Origin of the sequence: Curtobacterium oceanosedimentum (assembly GCF_020297365.1) — a bacterium.
Classification (GTDB): Bacteria; Actinomycetota; Actinomycetes; order Actinomycetales; family Microbacteriaceae; genus Curtobacterium.
Genome location: NZ_JAIXIG010000033.1, coordinates 1 through 13,485 on the forward strand (window position 1 = coordinate 1; position 13,485 = coordinate 13,485).

Consider the following 13,485-nt stretch of genomic DNA (forward strand, 5'->3'; position numbering starts at 1 on the left):
ACCGCCGACCCGTGGTCGGCTCTGGAGCGAGGGGCGGAGGCCCGGGCGCGTCCTGACGGACGCGACCCGGGCCTCCAGGCGGATCAACCGGCGGCCTGGGACACCTGGTCCTGGGCGGTCTGCAGAGCCGACTCGATGTCGGACTCGGAGACCGTGGAACCGGTCGCGATCTTGGCGAACATGTCGTTCATCGCCTTGCCGACCGTGGACTCGAACTGGTCCTCGGCGGGCACCAGCGGGAGCGGCTTCGCCTTGTTGTTGTAGATGTCGAGGAACGTCTTGGTCTGCTCGTCCTCGACGGATTCGGCAGCCTCGGCGAGCACCGGCAGGGCCGAGTACGGCTTGTCGAGCGTGGTCTGCGTGTCCATGCTCGTCATGTACTTGACGAACTCGAGCGCGCCGTCCTTGTTCTTCGTGTTCTTGAAGATCGACAGGTTGATGCCGGCCGGGAACGAGGCGATCTCCTCGCCGCCCTCGGGGGCGGGCAGGGCGACGACGCCGTACTCCGACGACTTCATGCCGAGCGACTCGATGGTCGCGTTCGCGTTGTTCTGGTTGAGGATGAACGCGGCCTTCTTCTTGGCGAAGTCCGTGGTGGACTGCGTCGCGTTGTCGTACTGCGCGTTCGACGGGTTCGCGACCTTCGCGTCCTGCATGAGGTCGAGGTACCGCTTGATGCCGTCGACGTTCTCCTTCGACGTGAAGGTCGGCTTGCCGTCCTCGTCGAACCACTCGCCACCGTTCTGCGCCGAGTTGATGAACGCGAAGTGGGAGTTCTCGGTGTACGAACCGCCGGCCAGGCTGAAGCCGTACGTGTCGCCCTTGGTGAGCTTCTCGGCGGCGGAGACCATCTCCTCCCACGTGGTGGGCGGGGTGATGCCGGCGTCGGCGAGCATCTTCTTGTTGTAGTACAGGCCGTAGGCGAGACCGTAGAGCGGGACGCTGGTGACCGTCTTGTCCGGTGCACCACCGGTGGAGAGCGCGACCTTGCCGAACTTGTCCGCACCGCCGATCGCCTTCATCTCGGCGTCACCGAACTCCTGGAAGGCGCCGGTGGCCTGGAGCGAGGTCGCCCAGGTGTTGCCGATGTTGACGACGTCCGGGCCCTGGCCCGAGGTGACGGCGGTCTGGATCTTGTTCTGCAGGTCGTTCCAACCGATGACCTGGAGGTCGACCTTGATCCCGGTCTCCTTGGTGAACTTCTCGAGGACGGGGGTCAGCACCTCCTTGTCGTTCTCCAGGGACGTGCCCTGGTTCGACGCCCAGTAGGTGAGCGTCTTGGAGTCGCCGGCGCCGCCGGACGATCCGGAGGAGCAGGCTGCGAGGCCGGACACGGTGAGTGCGGCGGCCGCGGTGATGGCCAGTGCGCGGATGGCAGTGCGCATGACTCTCTACTTTCTCGTCGTTGAGGTGATGCAGGGATGGTGCTGGTCGGGTGCTGCTGTGGTGCGGAGTCGTCCGGGCCGTCAGGCCAGGGTGGACTCCGCGGGGTCCCAGCCCTCGGGGAGGGTCGGGGAGGGCGACACGGTGCTCTCGACGAGCACCGCCTCGCCACGTTCTGCGGACTCGGCGATGGAGACCATCACGTCGAGCACGTGGAAGGCGAGCGCACCGGGGACCCGGTTCTCGTCGCCGGCGCGGAGCGAGCGGGCCAGGTCGACCACGCCGGTGCCGCGCGAGTACGTGGAGCCGACCGCGGGGATCGTCTCGGGCTCCGTGGCGCCGAGCGTGTACAGCGCGGTGTCGCCGTCGAACTCGTTCGGGTCGGGGAACACGACGGTACCGGTCTCCCCCGCGATCTCGACGAAGCCGGTGCGCCCGCGGTCGGACTCGAACGAGAAGACGCTCTGCGCGCTCCCGCCGTTCTCGAACTCGATGAGCGCGGAGTGGTTCGTCGGCACCTCGACGGGGAACTCGGTGCCGGCCTTGGGACCGGAGCCGATGGTGCGCGTGGCGCGCGACCTCGACGCCGTCGCGGTGACCTTCTGCACCGGGCCGAACGCCTGCACCAGCGTGGTGATGTAGTACGGGCCGATGTCGAAGAGCGGGCCGGCGCCGTGCGCGAACAGGAACTCGGGGCTCGGGTGCCAGGACTCGGGGCCGGGGCTCTGGAACAGCGTCAGGCCGTTGAGCGGCGTGCCGATGCGTCCCTCGCGGATGGTGCGCAGGGCGGTCTGCAGGCCGGCGCCGAGGAAGGTGTCCGGTGCCACGCTGACCGTCCTGCCCGCAGCGGCCGCGGCGTCACGCAGCTGCGCGGCGCTCTCGCGGTCGAGCGCGTAGGGCTTCTCGCCCCAGACGTGCTTGCCGGCGGCCAGGGCCTGCACGGCGACCTCGACGTGGGCGGCCGGGATGGTCAGGTTGACGACGATCTCGACGTCGTCGGCGGCCAGGAGCTCCTCGACGGTGCCGGACCCGGGCACGCCCCACTTCTCGGCCTGCGATGCCGCACGGGCCAGGTCGATGTCGGCGATGAAACGGACCGAGACGTCGGGGAACACGGTCAGGTTCGACAGGTACTGGTCGGAGATGACCCCGGCGCCGATGACCCCGACGCCGACCGGGCCGGTGCGGGGGCCGCTGTCGGTCGCCGTCGCCGCGGCGGTGGTGGTGTCGGTCATGCGCGGACGCCCTGCAGGAACGTGTACGAGTCGGCGACGGCCTGGAACACGTCGCCCTCGTGGTCGTCGAGCTCGACGACGTGCTGGGCGTCGGGGGCCGCTGCGACGATGTCCCGGATCGGCATGATGCCGTTGCCGACGGCGACCTGCTGCTTGTCGTCGTGCGAGCCGTCGCCGTCCTTGACGTGCAGGAAGCGGACCTTGTCGCCGTACTTGCCGAGGATCGCGACCGGGTCGTCGCCGCCGACCGTCACCCAGTAGGTGTCGAGCTCGAGCACGACGTCGTCGGACAGGGCGTCGGCGAAGACCTCGTAGGCGCTGACGCCGTCGATGCGGTTCGAGAACTCGAACGCGTGGTTGTGGTAGCCGAGCACCAGGCCGTGGTCGGCGGCGCGGGGGGCGAGGGCGCTGAGCTCACGGGCGATCGCCTCGACGTCCTCGCGGGTGGTCCAACGGGCCTCGTCGATGTGCGGGTCGATGAGGGTGGTGAGGCCGACCGTGACGCTCGCGTGGAAGATGCGGTCGAGGTCCGGCGCTCCGGCGTCCAGCAGGCGCGCGTGGCCGCTCGGAGCGACGAGTCCGGCGCCGTCGAGCGCGTCGCGCAGGGCCTCGGGACCGTCGACGAAGCCGAAGGCCTCGACGTCCGTGTAGCCGATGTCCGCGATGCGGCGCAGCGTGCCGGGCAGGTCCGTCGCGAGCGCGTCACGCACGGTGTAGAGCTGGACCGAGAGCGGTTGGGTCACCAGGGTTCTCCTCGTCGAGATGGTGCGGTCGTCACTGACCGAGCGTCACACTATGACCCCTTCTGTCGGCGGTCAAGCAGAAGTCCGAGGAATGTCGACGGACTTCGTTGCGTGCCGTGTTCGATGTGTGCTTCACTCCCCCCATGGTCGACTTGAACCGGACGGCAGCGTCGCCTCCGGTCGGGACGAGCGAGCTCTTCCAGATCCTCCGCGACGGCGTGCCGCGCACCAGGGCCGAGCTCGCCGCCCTGACGGGACTCGCACGCTCCACCATCGGCGTGCGCCTCGACTCCCTGATCGAGATCGGGCTCGTCGGCGCCGTCGACACCGCGGTCTCGACGGGTGGGCGTCCTCCCGCGCAGGTCGCGCTGAAGCCGCGCTCCCGGCTCGTGGTCGCCGCCGACCTCGGCGCCTCGCACGGCCGCGTCGCCGTCACCGACCTCGTCGCCGCACCCCTCGCCACCCGCGAGGCCCGGATCGACATCGCCGCCGGACCGGTCCCGACGCTGACGTGGCTGGTCGAGACCGTCGACGAGCTGCTCGCCGAGGTCGGGCGCAGCCGGCAGGACGTCATCGCGATCGGGATCGGCGTCCCCGGGCCGGTCGAGTTCTCCACCGGCCGTCCCGCCAACCCGCCGATCATGCCCGGGTGGGACGGCTTCGACGTGCCCACCTGGCTCCGTCAGCACATCCCCGCCCACGTCCTGCTCGACAACGACGTGAACATCGCGGCCCTCGGCGAACGGGAGCACGGCTGGCCGGCCGTCGACCACCTGCTGTTCGTCAAGGTGGCCACCGGCATCGGGTCGGGCATCGTGTCCGAGGGCCGGCTGCAGCGCGGCGCCCAGGGCACCGCGGGCGACATCGGCCACGTCCGGGTCGCGCGCGCCGGGGACGTGCCGTGCCCGTGCGGCAACACCGGCTGCCTCGAGGCGGTGGCCTCCGGTCCCGCCATCGCCCGCACGATGCGCGCCAAGGGCCACGACGTGCACACCAGCGCCGAGGTCATCGACCTGGTGGACCGGTCCGACCTCGACGCCATCTACGCGGTGCGCCAGGCGGGCCGGGACATCGGCGAGGTCCTGGCCACCTGCATCTCGCTCATCAACCCGTCCGTGATCGCCCTCGGTGGATCGATCACGCAGGCCGGCGAACACCTGCTCGCCGGCGTCCGCGAGGTTGTCTACTCCCGCTCGATGCCCCTGGCCAGCGAGCACCTCGTCATCGTGCAGTCCCGCGCCGGGTCGCTCGCGGCGCTGCAGGGTGCCGCCGCCCTCGCGATCGGCTACGCACTCTCCCCCGCCGGCGTCGACGAACTCGTCGCCTACGCCGAGGGGCGGCAGCTGGTCTCGTGACCGACGCCGCGCACCGGTGAGCGCGTCGGTTTCGGTTGTGCCGGTGGTCGGGGGGAGAATCGTCGGGTGACGATCGTGCAGCCCACCCTGTGGGGCGACCTGGACCCCGGCCTGGAGGCAGCGCCTGCCTCCGCCACGCCGGCTGCGGTCCCCGGTCGCGACGCGTTCACCGCCCTGCGCGGCCACACCGAGCGCATCGTCGCGCACTCCTCGGACCGCGTCGCGTGGCTCCGCGCACGGGCCATGGGCATCACCGCCACCGACGTCGCCCGGCTGGCCTCGCTCCACGCGGTCGAGGCGGTCGTCGCCGACAAGCGCTACGGCTCCCGGTTCTCCGGCAACGCGTTCACCGAGCACGGCAAGGACCGCGAGCCGCACATCGCCGCGTGGGTGGCAGCGACCCACGGCATCCAGCCCTCGGCGCACCTGTTCCACGCCGCGTCGAACCGGGCGCACCTGGCCACCCCGGACGGCGTCGGCGTGGATGCTTCTTCCCGCGTCGTCCTCGCCGAGATCAAGACCACCGGCAAGGGGTGGCGGAGCATCCCCCGGCACTACCTGCGCCAGGTGTGGTGGCAGCAGTACGTGCTCGGGGCCGACCGCACCCTGTTCGTGTGGGAACGGCACGACGGGTTCGTGCCGGTCGCCGACGAGCCCGAGTGCCGGTGGGTCGACCGCGACGACGACCAGATCCGCGGGCTCGTGCAGCTCGCCGACCTCGTGCTCGACAAGCTGCGCGGCTTCCGCTCCTAGCCGTCGACCAGCGCTAGACCCGCACCAGACGCAGGCGGCTCATCGCGACGACGAGCACGCCGAGCAGGGCGATCGACACGGCGATGCCCACGACGTAGATCGCCACGACGCCGTAGCCCTGCGCCGGGTCGAGGAACGGGTAGGGCACCCACCCGTCGGTCGCACCCCGGACCAGCACGACGGTGGTCCACACCGCCGGGTACAGCAGGAACCACCACACGTGCCGGAACAGCAGTCGTGCGCGGTCGGAGAACAGCAGCCAGTCGAGCACGACGTACGCCGGGACGACCTTGTGCACGATGTCGTTCGACCACGGCACCGACGCCGAGACGTTCGCACCGGTGAGCAGGGTGTTGTAGACGATGCCGGTCGTGGCGATGTACACCGTCGCAGCACCTCGGAGCAGGCTCACCCGCAGGTCCGACCGCTTCCGGTTCGCCGCCGCGACGAGCGTCACCGCGAGGGCCACGGCGACGATCAGGTTCGACTGGATCGTGAAGTAGCCGAAGAAGTCCCAGGGCGAGTACGTCGGTGACCGAGCGCTCTCGAGCCACTGCGCGACGACCGCCACGACGACGGCGACGACGGCGATCAGTCGGAGCGAGTTCACGAGGGTGCGCACGGCCACAACGCTAGCTGCACCCTGGCCGGAGGTGCACGAAGGGCCCGTGCCGTTGCCGGCGCGGGCCCTTCCGTGAGTCCGGGGACTCGTGAGTCAGCGGACTCAGATGCTGTTGACGTCCAGCGGGATGCCGGGACCGAAGGTCGTCGAGACGGCGCCCTTCATGACGTACCGGCCCTTCGAGGACGACGGCTTGAGGCGGTTGATCTCCTCGAGCGCGGTCGAGATGTTCTCGTCGAGCTGCTCCGGCGTGAACGAGGCCTTGCCGACGACGAAGTGCACGTTGGCGTGCTTGTCGACGCGGAACTCGATCTTGCCGCCCTTGATGTCGTTGACGGCCTGCGCCACGTTCGGGGTCACGGTGCCGGTCTTCGGGTTGGGCATGAGGCCACGCGGGCCGAGCACCTTGCCGAGACGACCGACCTTGCCCATGAGCTCCGGGGTCGAGACGGCGGAGTCGAAGGCGGTGTAGCCCTCGGCGACCTTCGCGATGAGCTCGTCGCCACCGACCTCGTCGGCACCGGCGGCGATGGCGGCCTCAGCAGCCGCACCCGTCGCGAACACGATGACGCGGGCGGTCTTGCCCGTGCCGTGCGGCAGGATGACCGTGCCGCGGACCATCTGGTCGGCCTTGCGGGGGTCGACGCCGAGCTTCAGCGCGACCTCGACCGTGGAGTCGGTCTTCGAGGAACCGGTCTCCTTGGCCAGGGCGACGGCCTCGGTCGGGGTGTAGAACTTGTCGGCCTCGATCTTCGCGGCCGCGGCCTGGTAGGCCTTGGACTTCTTCGCCATGGTGGTCTCCTTGCGAGATACGTGGTTGGCGAGCCGGCGAGGCTCTCCCACGGAAAGGTGTCTGGTGGTGGGCCGGAGCCCGATCGGTGCTTAGGCCTCGACCGTGATGCCCATCGAGCGTGCGGTGCCGGCGATGATCTTCGCGGCCTGCTCGATGTCGTTGGCGTTGAGGTCGGCCTGCTTGGTCTCGGCGATCTGACGGACCTGGTCCATCGAGATCTTCGCGACCTTGACCGTGTGCGGGGTCGAGGACCCCTTCTGCACACCAGCAGCCTTCTTGATGAGCTCGGCAGCCGGCGGGGTCTTCAGGACGAACGTGAACGAACGGTCCTCGTAGACGGTGATCTCGACCGGCACGACGTTGCCACGCTGCGACTCGGTCGCCGCGTTGTACGCCTTGCAGAACTCCATGATGTTGACGCCGTGCTGACCGAGCGCCGGACCGATCGGGGGGGCCGGGTTGGCGGCTCCCGCGTTGATCTGCAGCTTGATCAGGCCCGTGACCTTCTTCTTCGGTGCCATGACTTGTCTTCCTCCTGGAATCGAACGCACGGGGACCCGTGCACTCTCCCGCTGGCCCGGCGGTTCCGGACAGCGGTGAAGGCCCGCTCGCACGAGGCGCGCGGGCCCAAACCCGTTCAGTGTAGTCGATCTCGGTGATCGCTACAGGATGGTGGTCGCTAGAGCTTGGTGACCTGGTCGAAGCTGAGCTCGACCGGGGTCTCACGCTCGAACAGCGAGACGAGCACGGTGAGCTTGCCGCTCTCCGGCTTGATCTCGGAGATCGAACCCGGCAGGCCCGCGAACGAGCCTTCCTTGATGGTGATCGTCTCACCGATCTCGAAGTCGACCTCGGCCGCGGGCTGCGCCTGCAGCGAGCCGCCGGACTTCGCGCCACCCTTGGTCGGGGCAGCCTCGGCGACCTGCACGAGGGACTTGAGCATGCCGAACGCCTCGTCGAACCGGAGCGGCGTCGGGTTGTGGGCGTTGCCGACGAAGCCGGTCACACCCGGGGTGTGGCGGACTACCGACCACGAGTCCTCGTTGAGGTCCATGCGGACGAGCACGTACGAAGGGATCCGGACGCGCGTGACGAGCTTGCGCTGACCGTTCTTGATCTCGACGACGTCCTCCATCGGGACCTCGACCTGGTAGATGTAGTCCTCCATCGACATCGAGACCATGCGGTTCTCGATGTTCGACTTCACACGGCGCTCGAAGCCCGCGTAGGAGTGGATGACGTACCACTTGCCCGGCTTCATCCGCAGCTCGGCCTTGAACGCCTCGTACGGGTCGACCTCGGCCGGCTCGTCGTCCTCGAGGGCCTCGTCGGCGGCGAGCGTCTCGTTCGCCTCGGCAGCGGTCTCCGCCTCGAGCTCGACTTCTTCCTCGTCCTCGACGGCCTCGACGGCGGCCTCGGCCTCGTCGGCGGAGTCGATCTCGAGTGCGTCGTCGACCACGGCGTCGGCCTCGGGGTCGCGGGCCTCCTGCAGCGCGGTCAGGGCCTCGTCGAGACCGACGTCGACGGTGCCGTCGTCGGGCTCGGAGCTGAGGCCGAGCGACTCGTCGTCCTCGCCCTCGATCGAGACGGCGCGCTCTTCAGCGGACTCGACGGAGCGTCCCTCGCCGGTCTCGACGTCGCCTTCCTGGTTCTCCTCGACCTCCGAGGACTGCTCGGCAGCCGTCGCGAGGTCGATGTCGTCGCGGGAGTTGTCAGACACAGTCGGTTCTTTCCGTTCGGTGGTGCTGGTCGGGGTGGCGTGCGGTCGTGGTCGTGATCGACGCCGTCACGATCGATGCCGTCTCGGGCGACCGTACTCCTCGGGCCGGCCACGAACGGCAGCCGACACCCGGGTCAGGCTGTGGGCGTGGGCCCGTTGCCGAAGACGTACCCGACGCCGAGACCGAACACGAAGTCGAGGATCGACACCAGGATCATCATCACGACGACGAACACGAGCACGACGCCCGTGTAGCTGAAGAGCTCCTTGCGGGTCGGCGTGACGACCTTGCGCAGTTCGCCGAGGACCTGGCGGATGAAGAGCACGATGGCGGCGATGGGACCGCGGCGCTCGGCCCGGTCCTGCTTCGCCTTGGCGACGACGTCGTCCGCCGTCGTCTCCATGTCTTTGCTCGCCAACTTCTACCCTTCCAGATGTGCAGGGCGGACAGGACTCGAACCTGCAACCTGCGGTTTTGGAGACCGCTGCTCTACCAATTGAGCCACCGCCCTTCGGGACACGGTTCGTCGCCGTCCCGTGTTCCGGTGGTCGAGTCTACGGGAGTCCGTCACACGGTGTCCACTTGACCGGCTCCCCGGCGTGCCGCGCCGGTAGGCTGGCCCCCGTGAGCACCGCAGCGCCCGGCCCCGAGTCCCCCGCCCACGAGTCCGTCGACGCCCTCGCCGACGCACCGACCGACCGTCCGCGCATCGCGTCCCGCATCGCCGCGATCGCCGAGTCCGCCACGCTCAAGGTCGATGCCAAGGCGAAGGCACTCAAGGCCGCCGGCCGCCCGGTCATCTCGTTCGCCGCCGGCGAGCCCGACTTCGCGACGCCGCAGCACGTCGTCGACGCCGCCGTCGCCGCGGCGCAGGACCCGAAGAACCACCGCTACACGCCCGCGACCGGGCTCCCCGAGCTGAAGCAGGCCATCGCCGACAAGACGGCGCGCGCGTCCGGCGTCACCGTGGACCCCTCGCAGGTCATCGTGACGAACGGCGGCAAGCAGGCGGTCTACCAGGCGTTCCAGACCGTCGTCGACGCCGGCGACGAGGTCCTGCTCCCCGCCCCGTACTGGACCACCTACCCCGAAGCCATCCGCCTGGCCGGTGGCGAGCCCGTCGAGGTGTTCGCGGGCAGCGACCAGGACTACCTGGTGACGGTCGAGCAGCTCGAGGCCGCACGCACGCCGAAGACCAAGGCGCTGCTGTTCTGCTCGCCCTCGAACCCGACGGGCGCCGTGTACTCCGCCGAGCAGACCCGGGCCATCGGCGAGTGGGCGCTCGAACACGGCATCTGGGTGATCAGCGACGAGATCTACCAGGACCTGGTCTACGACGGCATCGCCTTCACCGGGATCCTGCAGGCGGTCCCCGCCCTCGCCGACACCACGATCCTGGTGAACGGCGTCGCGAAGACCTACGCCATGACCGGCTGGCGCGTCGGGTGGTCCATCGGCCCGGTCGACGCCGTCAAGGCCGCGTCGAACCTGCAGTCGCACCTGTCGTCGAACGTCTCGAACGTCTCGCAGCGGGCCGCGATCGCCGCCCTGACCGGTCCGCAGGAGCCCGTCGCCGCGATGCGCGAGGCCTTCGACCGTCGCCGCCGGGCCATCGTGGACGGCCTCAACGCGATCCCGGGCTTCCGCACGCCCACGCCGCAGGGCGCCTTCTACGTGTACCCGGACGTCACCGCACTGCTCGGACGCGAGTGGGCGGGCTCGACCCCGACCACGACGCTCGAGCTCGCCGACCTGATCCTCGAACAGACCGAGGTCGCGGTCGTGCCCGGTGAGGCCTTCGGCCCGTCGGGCTACCTGCGCCTGTCGTACGCACTGGGTGACGACGACATCGCCGAGGGCGTCGCACGCCTGGCGGCGTTCTTCGCGTAGTCCTCGCGGATGCACGGAACGGGCCACCTCGTCGAGGTGGCCCGTTCGCTTGTCCTGGAGGCCCGTGGTGCGTCGTGCTCGTCCGTCCCGTCACGCGGACGATCAGCCGAGCAGGTCCCCCACCACGACGGGCTCCGGCACGAGCGAGACACCGAACCGGTTCAGCACGGTCACCTGCACGAACCGTGCGAGCTCGGCCACCTGCGCCGCCGTCGCGCCGCCCCGGTTCGTGAGCGCGAGCGTGTGCTTCGACGAGATCGCCGCGAGCGATCCCGGGACCCGGTACCCGCGGTGGACACCGGCGTGCTCGATGAGCCAGGCGGCACTGAGCTTGACGTCGTCGCCCGCCGGCCACCGGGGTGCGTCGGCGGGGAGCGTCTCGGCGAAGGCCGGCGACACGATCGGGTTGGTGAAGAACGAGCCGGCGCTCCAGGTGTCGGGGTCCTCGGCGTCGAGCACCATGCCCTTCGACCCGCGCAGCCGCAGGACCTCGGCGCGGACGGTCGCAGGCGGCACGAGCGCGCCGAGCTCGACCCCGAGCGAACCGGCGAGCTGCGCGTACCGCACGGGCACGCCCTGCTCGCCAGCGAGGCCGAAGCGGAACTCGACCGTCAGCACGACCCCGCGTCGACCGTGCTTGAGCGTCGACGTGCGGTAACCGAGCGCCAGCTCGGCTGCCGGGACCCACGCGCGCTCCCCCGTGGCGGCGTCGAGGAACTCGACCCGGGTGAGCACGTCGGCGAGTTCGACCCCGTAGGCGCCGATGTTCTGCACGGGGGACGCACCGACCGTGCCCGGGATGCCGCTGAGGGCCTCCAGGCCGGTCCAGCCGTTCGCGACGGTGGTGGCGACGAACGCGTCCCAGGGCTCACCGGCCGCGACGCGGACGGTGACGCCGTCGGCGTCCTGGTCGGCGTCGACGCCGGTGGTGCGGACGAGCACGACGGTGCCGTCGAAGCCGCCGTCGGCGACCAGCAGGTTGCTGCCGCCGCCGAGGACGAGCCACTCGTCGTCGGCGAAGGCGTCGAGCGCGTGCGTCACGAGCTCGTCGGTGGTCGTGGCCGTGAGCAGCCGGGCGGCGGGACCGCCGACGCGGAGCGTCGTGAGGTCGGCGAGCACCGGCTCGGACACGGTCAGCGGAACACCACCGTGATCTGCGCCTTGCCGAGCACGGTCTGCCCGGCGGCGGTCACGGTGAGGTCGATGCGCTTCGGCCGGCCGTCGTCGTCGACGGTCCCGACCTTCGCGACGATGCCGATGGTCGCGCCCTGCTCGGGGTCGACGACGACGGGGCGCGTGAAGCGGACGCCGTAGCCGGCGACCCAGCCGGTGTCGCCGAGCCACTCGGCGACCGGCTGCACCGCGATGCCCATCGTGAGCATGCCGTGGGCGAGCACGCCCGGCAGGCCGACCGAGGCGGCGACGTCGTCGCGGTAGTGGATCGGGTTGAAGTCACCCGAGGCGCCGGCGTAGCGGACGAGCGAGTCACGGGTGACGTGCACCTCACGCTCGGCGACGACGGTACCGACCTCGAGCGCGGTGGCGGGTGCGGCGGTCATGCGTCGTCTCCTCGGACCACGAGGGTGGAGGTCGCCGTGACGACGTGCTCCCCCGTGGCGTCGTCCATCGTGCTCTGGGCGGTGACCATGGCGTTGCCGCCGAGGGTCTTCACGCTCGTGACCGTCAGGGTCGCGGTGAGCTCGTCACCGGCGACGATCGGCCGGTCGTAGGCGAAGGCCTGCTCGCCGTGGACGACGCGGGAGAAGTCGATCCCGGCGTCGGGCTCGTCCAGCAGCTGCGCGAGCGTGGCCTCCTGCACGACGACGGCGAAGGTCGGCGGGGCGACCACGTCGGCGTACCCGGCGGCACGCGCGGCCTCGGGGTCGTGGTGGACGGGGTTGGTCGCGAACACCGCGCGCGAGAACTCACGCACCTTCTCACGACCGACCAGGTAGGGCTGGGCCGGCGGGAACGTCCTGCCGACGAGCTCGGGGTTCACTGACACCACGGCAGTCTACCGACGCCGGTCCGGGGTCTGTCGTCCTCGAGCACGCATCGGTTATGCTGCCGAGGACCGGTTCGGGGGAACCGGCGCGTGTTCCGACACGCGGTTCCGGGAGGGGAGGACCGATGCACACCACGACCGAGTTCGCCGTGCACACAGGAGACCGGTGCACGGCCATGGAGGTCGCGGGAGCGGCACTGCGGCGGAGCGGCCACCACGTCGTGTCGACCGGCGGCACGCTCACCGCGACGACCGGCAACCGGCTGCTGACCATCCTGCTCGGGGCGCTCGTGCACCCGTCGCGGGAGTTCCGCCGGTACGAGCTGTCGTCCATCGTCAGCGGTGCCTCGACGACCATCATGCTGCGGCACGCCGGGCACCCCACCGCCGTGTCCGGCGGCAGCATCGGGGCCAGCCGGCGGCGGACCGCGTGGCGGGAGGTCACGGCCGGGCTCGAGCACGCGCTGCAGGCGGCCGGGGTGCTGCAGGCGCGGACGGACACGGGGCCGCTCCGCACGCACTGAGCGGCGGCGTGATCGTCGGCTTCGTCGGCGTCGGCCCCGTCGGCCCCGTCGGCTTCGAGTGAGCAGAACACGTCGTGTTCGCGGAAGTGATCCGGCGTCTTCTGCTCACTCGAGCGCGCGGCGGCCGGAGGTCGGGCGTCCGGCGCTCGGCACTCGGCACTCGGTCGCCCGGCACTCGTGCGCCCCGGGAACGACGAAAGCCCGGCGATCAGATCGCCGGGCTCGTGGTAGCGAGGGCGGGACTTGAACCCGCGACCCCACGATTATGAGTCGTGTGCTCTAACCAACTGAGCTACCCCGCCAGAGATCCGGAGCGACACGCGCGCCGGGTCGGAGCCCCGAGTCAGGATTGAACTGACGACCCCTTCCTTACCATGGAAGTGCTCTACCACTGAGCTATCGGGGCGATGTGCCGCGAACGGCACCACACGAGGATAGCAGACCTCCGACGCTGCTCCGGA

At 70.3% G+C, this 13,485-nt stretch carries 15 protein-coding genes and 3 tRNA genes; 4 read left to right on the forward strand and 14 right to left on the reverse strand.

What is annotated here, in order from left to right:
* Positions 1 to 83 precede the first annotated feature (83 nt).
* From LEL83_RS13755 to LEL83_RS13765, 3 genes are all read right to left on the reverse strand, one after another.
* Complete coding sequence (locus LEL83_RS13755; protein WP_225559234.1) at positions 84 to 1,385, reverse strand: ABC transporter substrate-binding protein; 1,302 nt, start codon at positions 1,383 to 1,385, stop codon at positions 84 to 86.
* 81 nt (positions 1,386 to 1,466) lie between these two features.
* Positions 1,467 to 2,618, reverse strand: coding sequence for a Gfo/Idh/MocA family protein (locus LEL83_RS13760; protein ID WP_225559235.1), 1,152 nt, complete (start codon positions 2,616 to 2,618; stop codon positions 1,467 to 1,469).
* Positions 2,615 to 3,361, reverse strand: a complete 747-nt coding sequence (locus LEL83_RS13765; protein ID WP_198656369.1) for a sugar phosphate isomerase/epimerase family protein — start codon at positions 3,359 to 3,361, stop codon at positions 2,615 to 2,617. The genes LEL83_RS13760 and LEL83_RS13765 overlap by 4 nt, the downstream gene beginning before the upstream one ends.
* 143 nt (positions 3,362 to 3,504) lie before the next feature.
* On the opposite strand from LEL83_RS13765, the gene LEL83_RS13770 reads away from it, so the two are divergent.
* Entirely contained in the window at positions 3,505 to 4,716 is a 1,212-nt protein-coding gene (locus LEL83_RS13770; RefSeq protein WP_225559236.1) for an ROK family transcriptional regulator, read from the forward strand.
* A gap of 66 nt (positions 4,717 to 4,782) precedes the next feature.
* Complete coding sequence (locus LEL83_RS13775; protein ID WP_198656371.1) at positions 4,783 to 5,469, forward strand: YqaJ viral recombinase family protein; 687 nt, start codon at positions 4,783 to 4,785, stop codon at positions 5,467 to 5,469.
* Positions 5,470 to 5,482: 13 nt separating this feature from the next.
* Here the strand turns inward: LEL83_RS13775 and LEL83_RS13780 are convergent, their stop codons facing one another.
* The 6 genes from LEL83_RS13780 to LEL83_RS13805 form a co-directional block, all read right to left on the reverse strand.
* Positions 5,483 to 6,091 (reverse strand): Pr6Pr family membrane protein, encoded by a 609-nt coding sequence (locus tag LEL83_RS13780; protein ID WP_225559237.1) that lies wholly within the window; start codon positions 6,089 to 6,091, stop codon positions 5,483 to 5,485.
* Between the two features lie 102 nt (positions 6,092 to 6,193).
* A complete protein-coding gene (rplA, locus tag LEL83_RS13785) occupies positions 6,194 to 6,883 on the reverse strand; it encodes a 50S ribosomal protein L1 (RefSeq protein ID WP_071261187.1) in 690 nt (229 codons plus the stop codon).
* A 90-nt stretch (positions 6,884 to 6,973) separates the two neighbouring features.
* Positions 6,974 to 7,405: a 50S ribosomal protein L11 gene (gene rplK, locus LEL83_RS13790; RefSeq protein WP_017888638.1), complete on the reverse strand. Its 432-nt coding sequence runs from the start codon at positions 7,403 to 7,405 to the stop codon at positions 6,974 to 6,976.
* Between the two features lie 158 nt (positions 7,406 to 7,563).
* Positions 7,564 to 8,604 carry a transcription termination/antitermination protein NusG gene (gene nusG / locus LEL83_RS13795; RefSeq protein ID WP_198656373.1) on the reverse strand — a complete coding sequence of 347 codons (1,041 nt, stop codon included), beginning with the start codon at positions 8,602 to 8,604 and terminating at the stop codon, positions 7,564 to 7,566.
* A gap of 134 nt (positions 8,605 to 8,738) precedes the next feature.
* Positions 8,739 to 9,008, reverse strand: coding sequence for a preprotein translocase subunit SecE (gene secE, locus LEL83_RS13800; RefSeq protein ID WP_372454465.1), 270 nt, complete (start codon positions 9,006 to 9,008; stop codon positions 8,739 to 8,741).
* A gap of 35 nt (positions 9,009 to 9,043) precedes the next feature.
* Positions 9,044 to 9,116: transfer RNA gene (locus tag LEL83_RS13805), tRNA-Trp, on the reverse strand.
* Positions 9,117 to 9,313: 197 nt separating this feature from the next.
* Between LEL83_RS13805 and LEL83_RS13810 the strand changes: the two genes are divergently transcribed.
* A complete protein-coding gene (locus LEL83_RS13810; protein WP_225559261.1) occupies positions 9,314 to 10,495 on the forward strand; it encodes a pyridoxal phosphate-dependent aminotransferase in 1,182 nt (393 codons plus the stop codon).
* Positions 10,496 to 10,597: 102 nt separating this feature from the next.
* Here LEL83_RS13810 and LEL83_RS13815 read toward each other — a convergent pair whose 3' ends face one another.
* The 3 genes from LEL83_RS13815 to LEL83_RS13825 are packed head-to-tail and all read right to left on the reverse strand — an operon-like array spanning position 10,598 to position 12,500.
* On the reverse strand, positions 10,598 to 11,626 hold the full coding sequence (locus LEL83_RS13815) for a UDP-N-acetylmuramate dehydrogenase (RefSeq protein WP_225559238.1): 1,029 nt from the start codon (positions 11,624 to 11,626) through the stop codon (positions 10,598 to 10,600).
* A gap of 2 nt (positions 11,627 to 11,628) precedes the next feature.
* Positions 11,629 to 12,054 carry a MaoC/PaaZ C-terminal domain-containing protein gene (locus LEL83_RS13820; RefSeq protein ID WP_225559239.1) on the reverse strand — a complete coding sequence of 142 codons (426 nt, stop codon included), beginning with the start codon at positions 12,052 to 12,054 and terminating at the stop codon, positions 11,629 to 11,631.
* Positions 12,051 to 12,500 carry an FAS1-like dehydratase domain-containing protein gene (locus LEL83_RS13825; RefSeq protein ID WP_225559240.1) on the reverse strand — a complete coding sequence of 150 codons (450 nt, stop codon included), beginning with the start codon at positions 12,498 to 12,500 and terminating at the stop codon, positions 12,051 to 12,053. Before LEL83_RS13825 ends, LEL83_RS13820 begins: the two co-directional genes overlap by 4 nt.
* A gap of 125 nt (positions 12,501 to 12,625) precedes the next feature.
* Between LEL83_RS13825 and LEL83_RS13830 the strand changes: the two genes are divergently transcribed.
* Positions 12,626 to 13,024, forward strand: a complete 399-nt coding sequence (locus tag LEL83_RS13830) for a hypothetical protein (protein WP_225559241.1) — start codon at positions 12,626 to 12,628, stop codon at positions 13,022 to 13,024.
* A gap of 225 nt (positions 13,025 to 13,249) precedes the next feature.
* Here the strand turns inward: LEL83_RS13830 and LEL83_RS13835 are convergent.
* Positions 13,250 to 13,326, reverse strand: a tRNA-Met gene (locus LEL83_RS13835).
* A gap of 32 nt (positions 13,327 to 13,358) precedes the next feature.
* A tRNA-Thr gene (locus LEL83_RS13840) sits at positions 13,359 to 13,430 on the reverse strand.
* Positions 13,431 to 13,485: the final 55 nt, after the last annotated feature.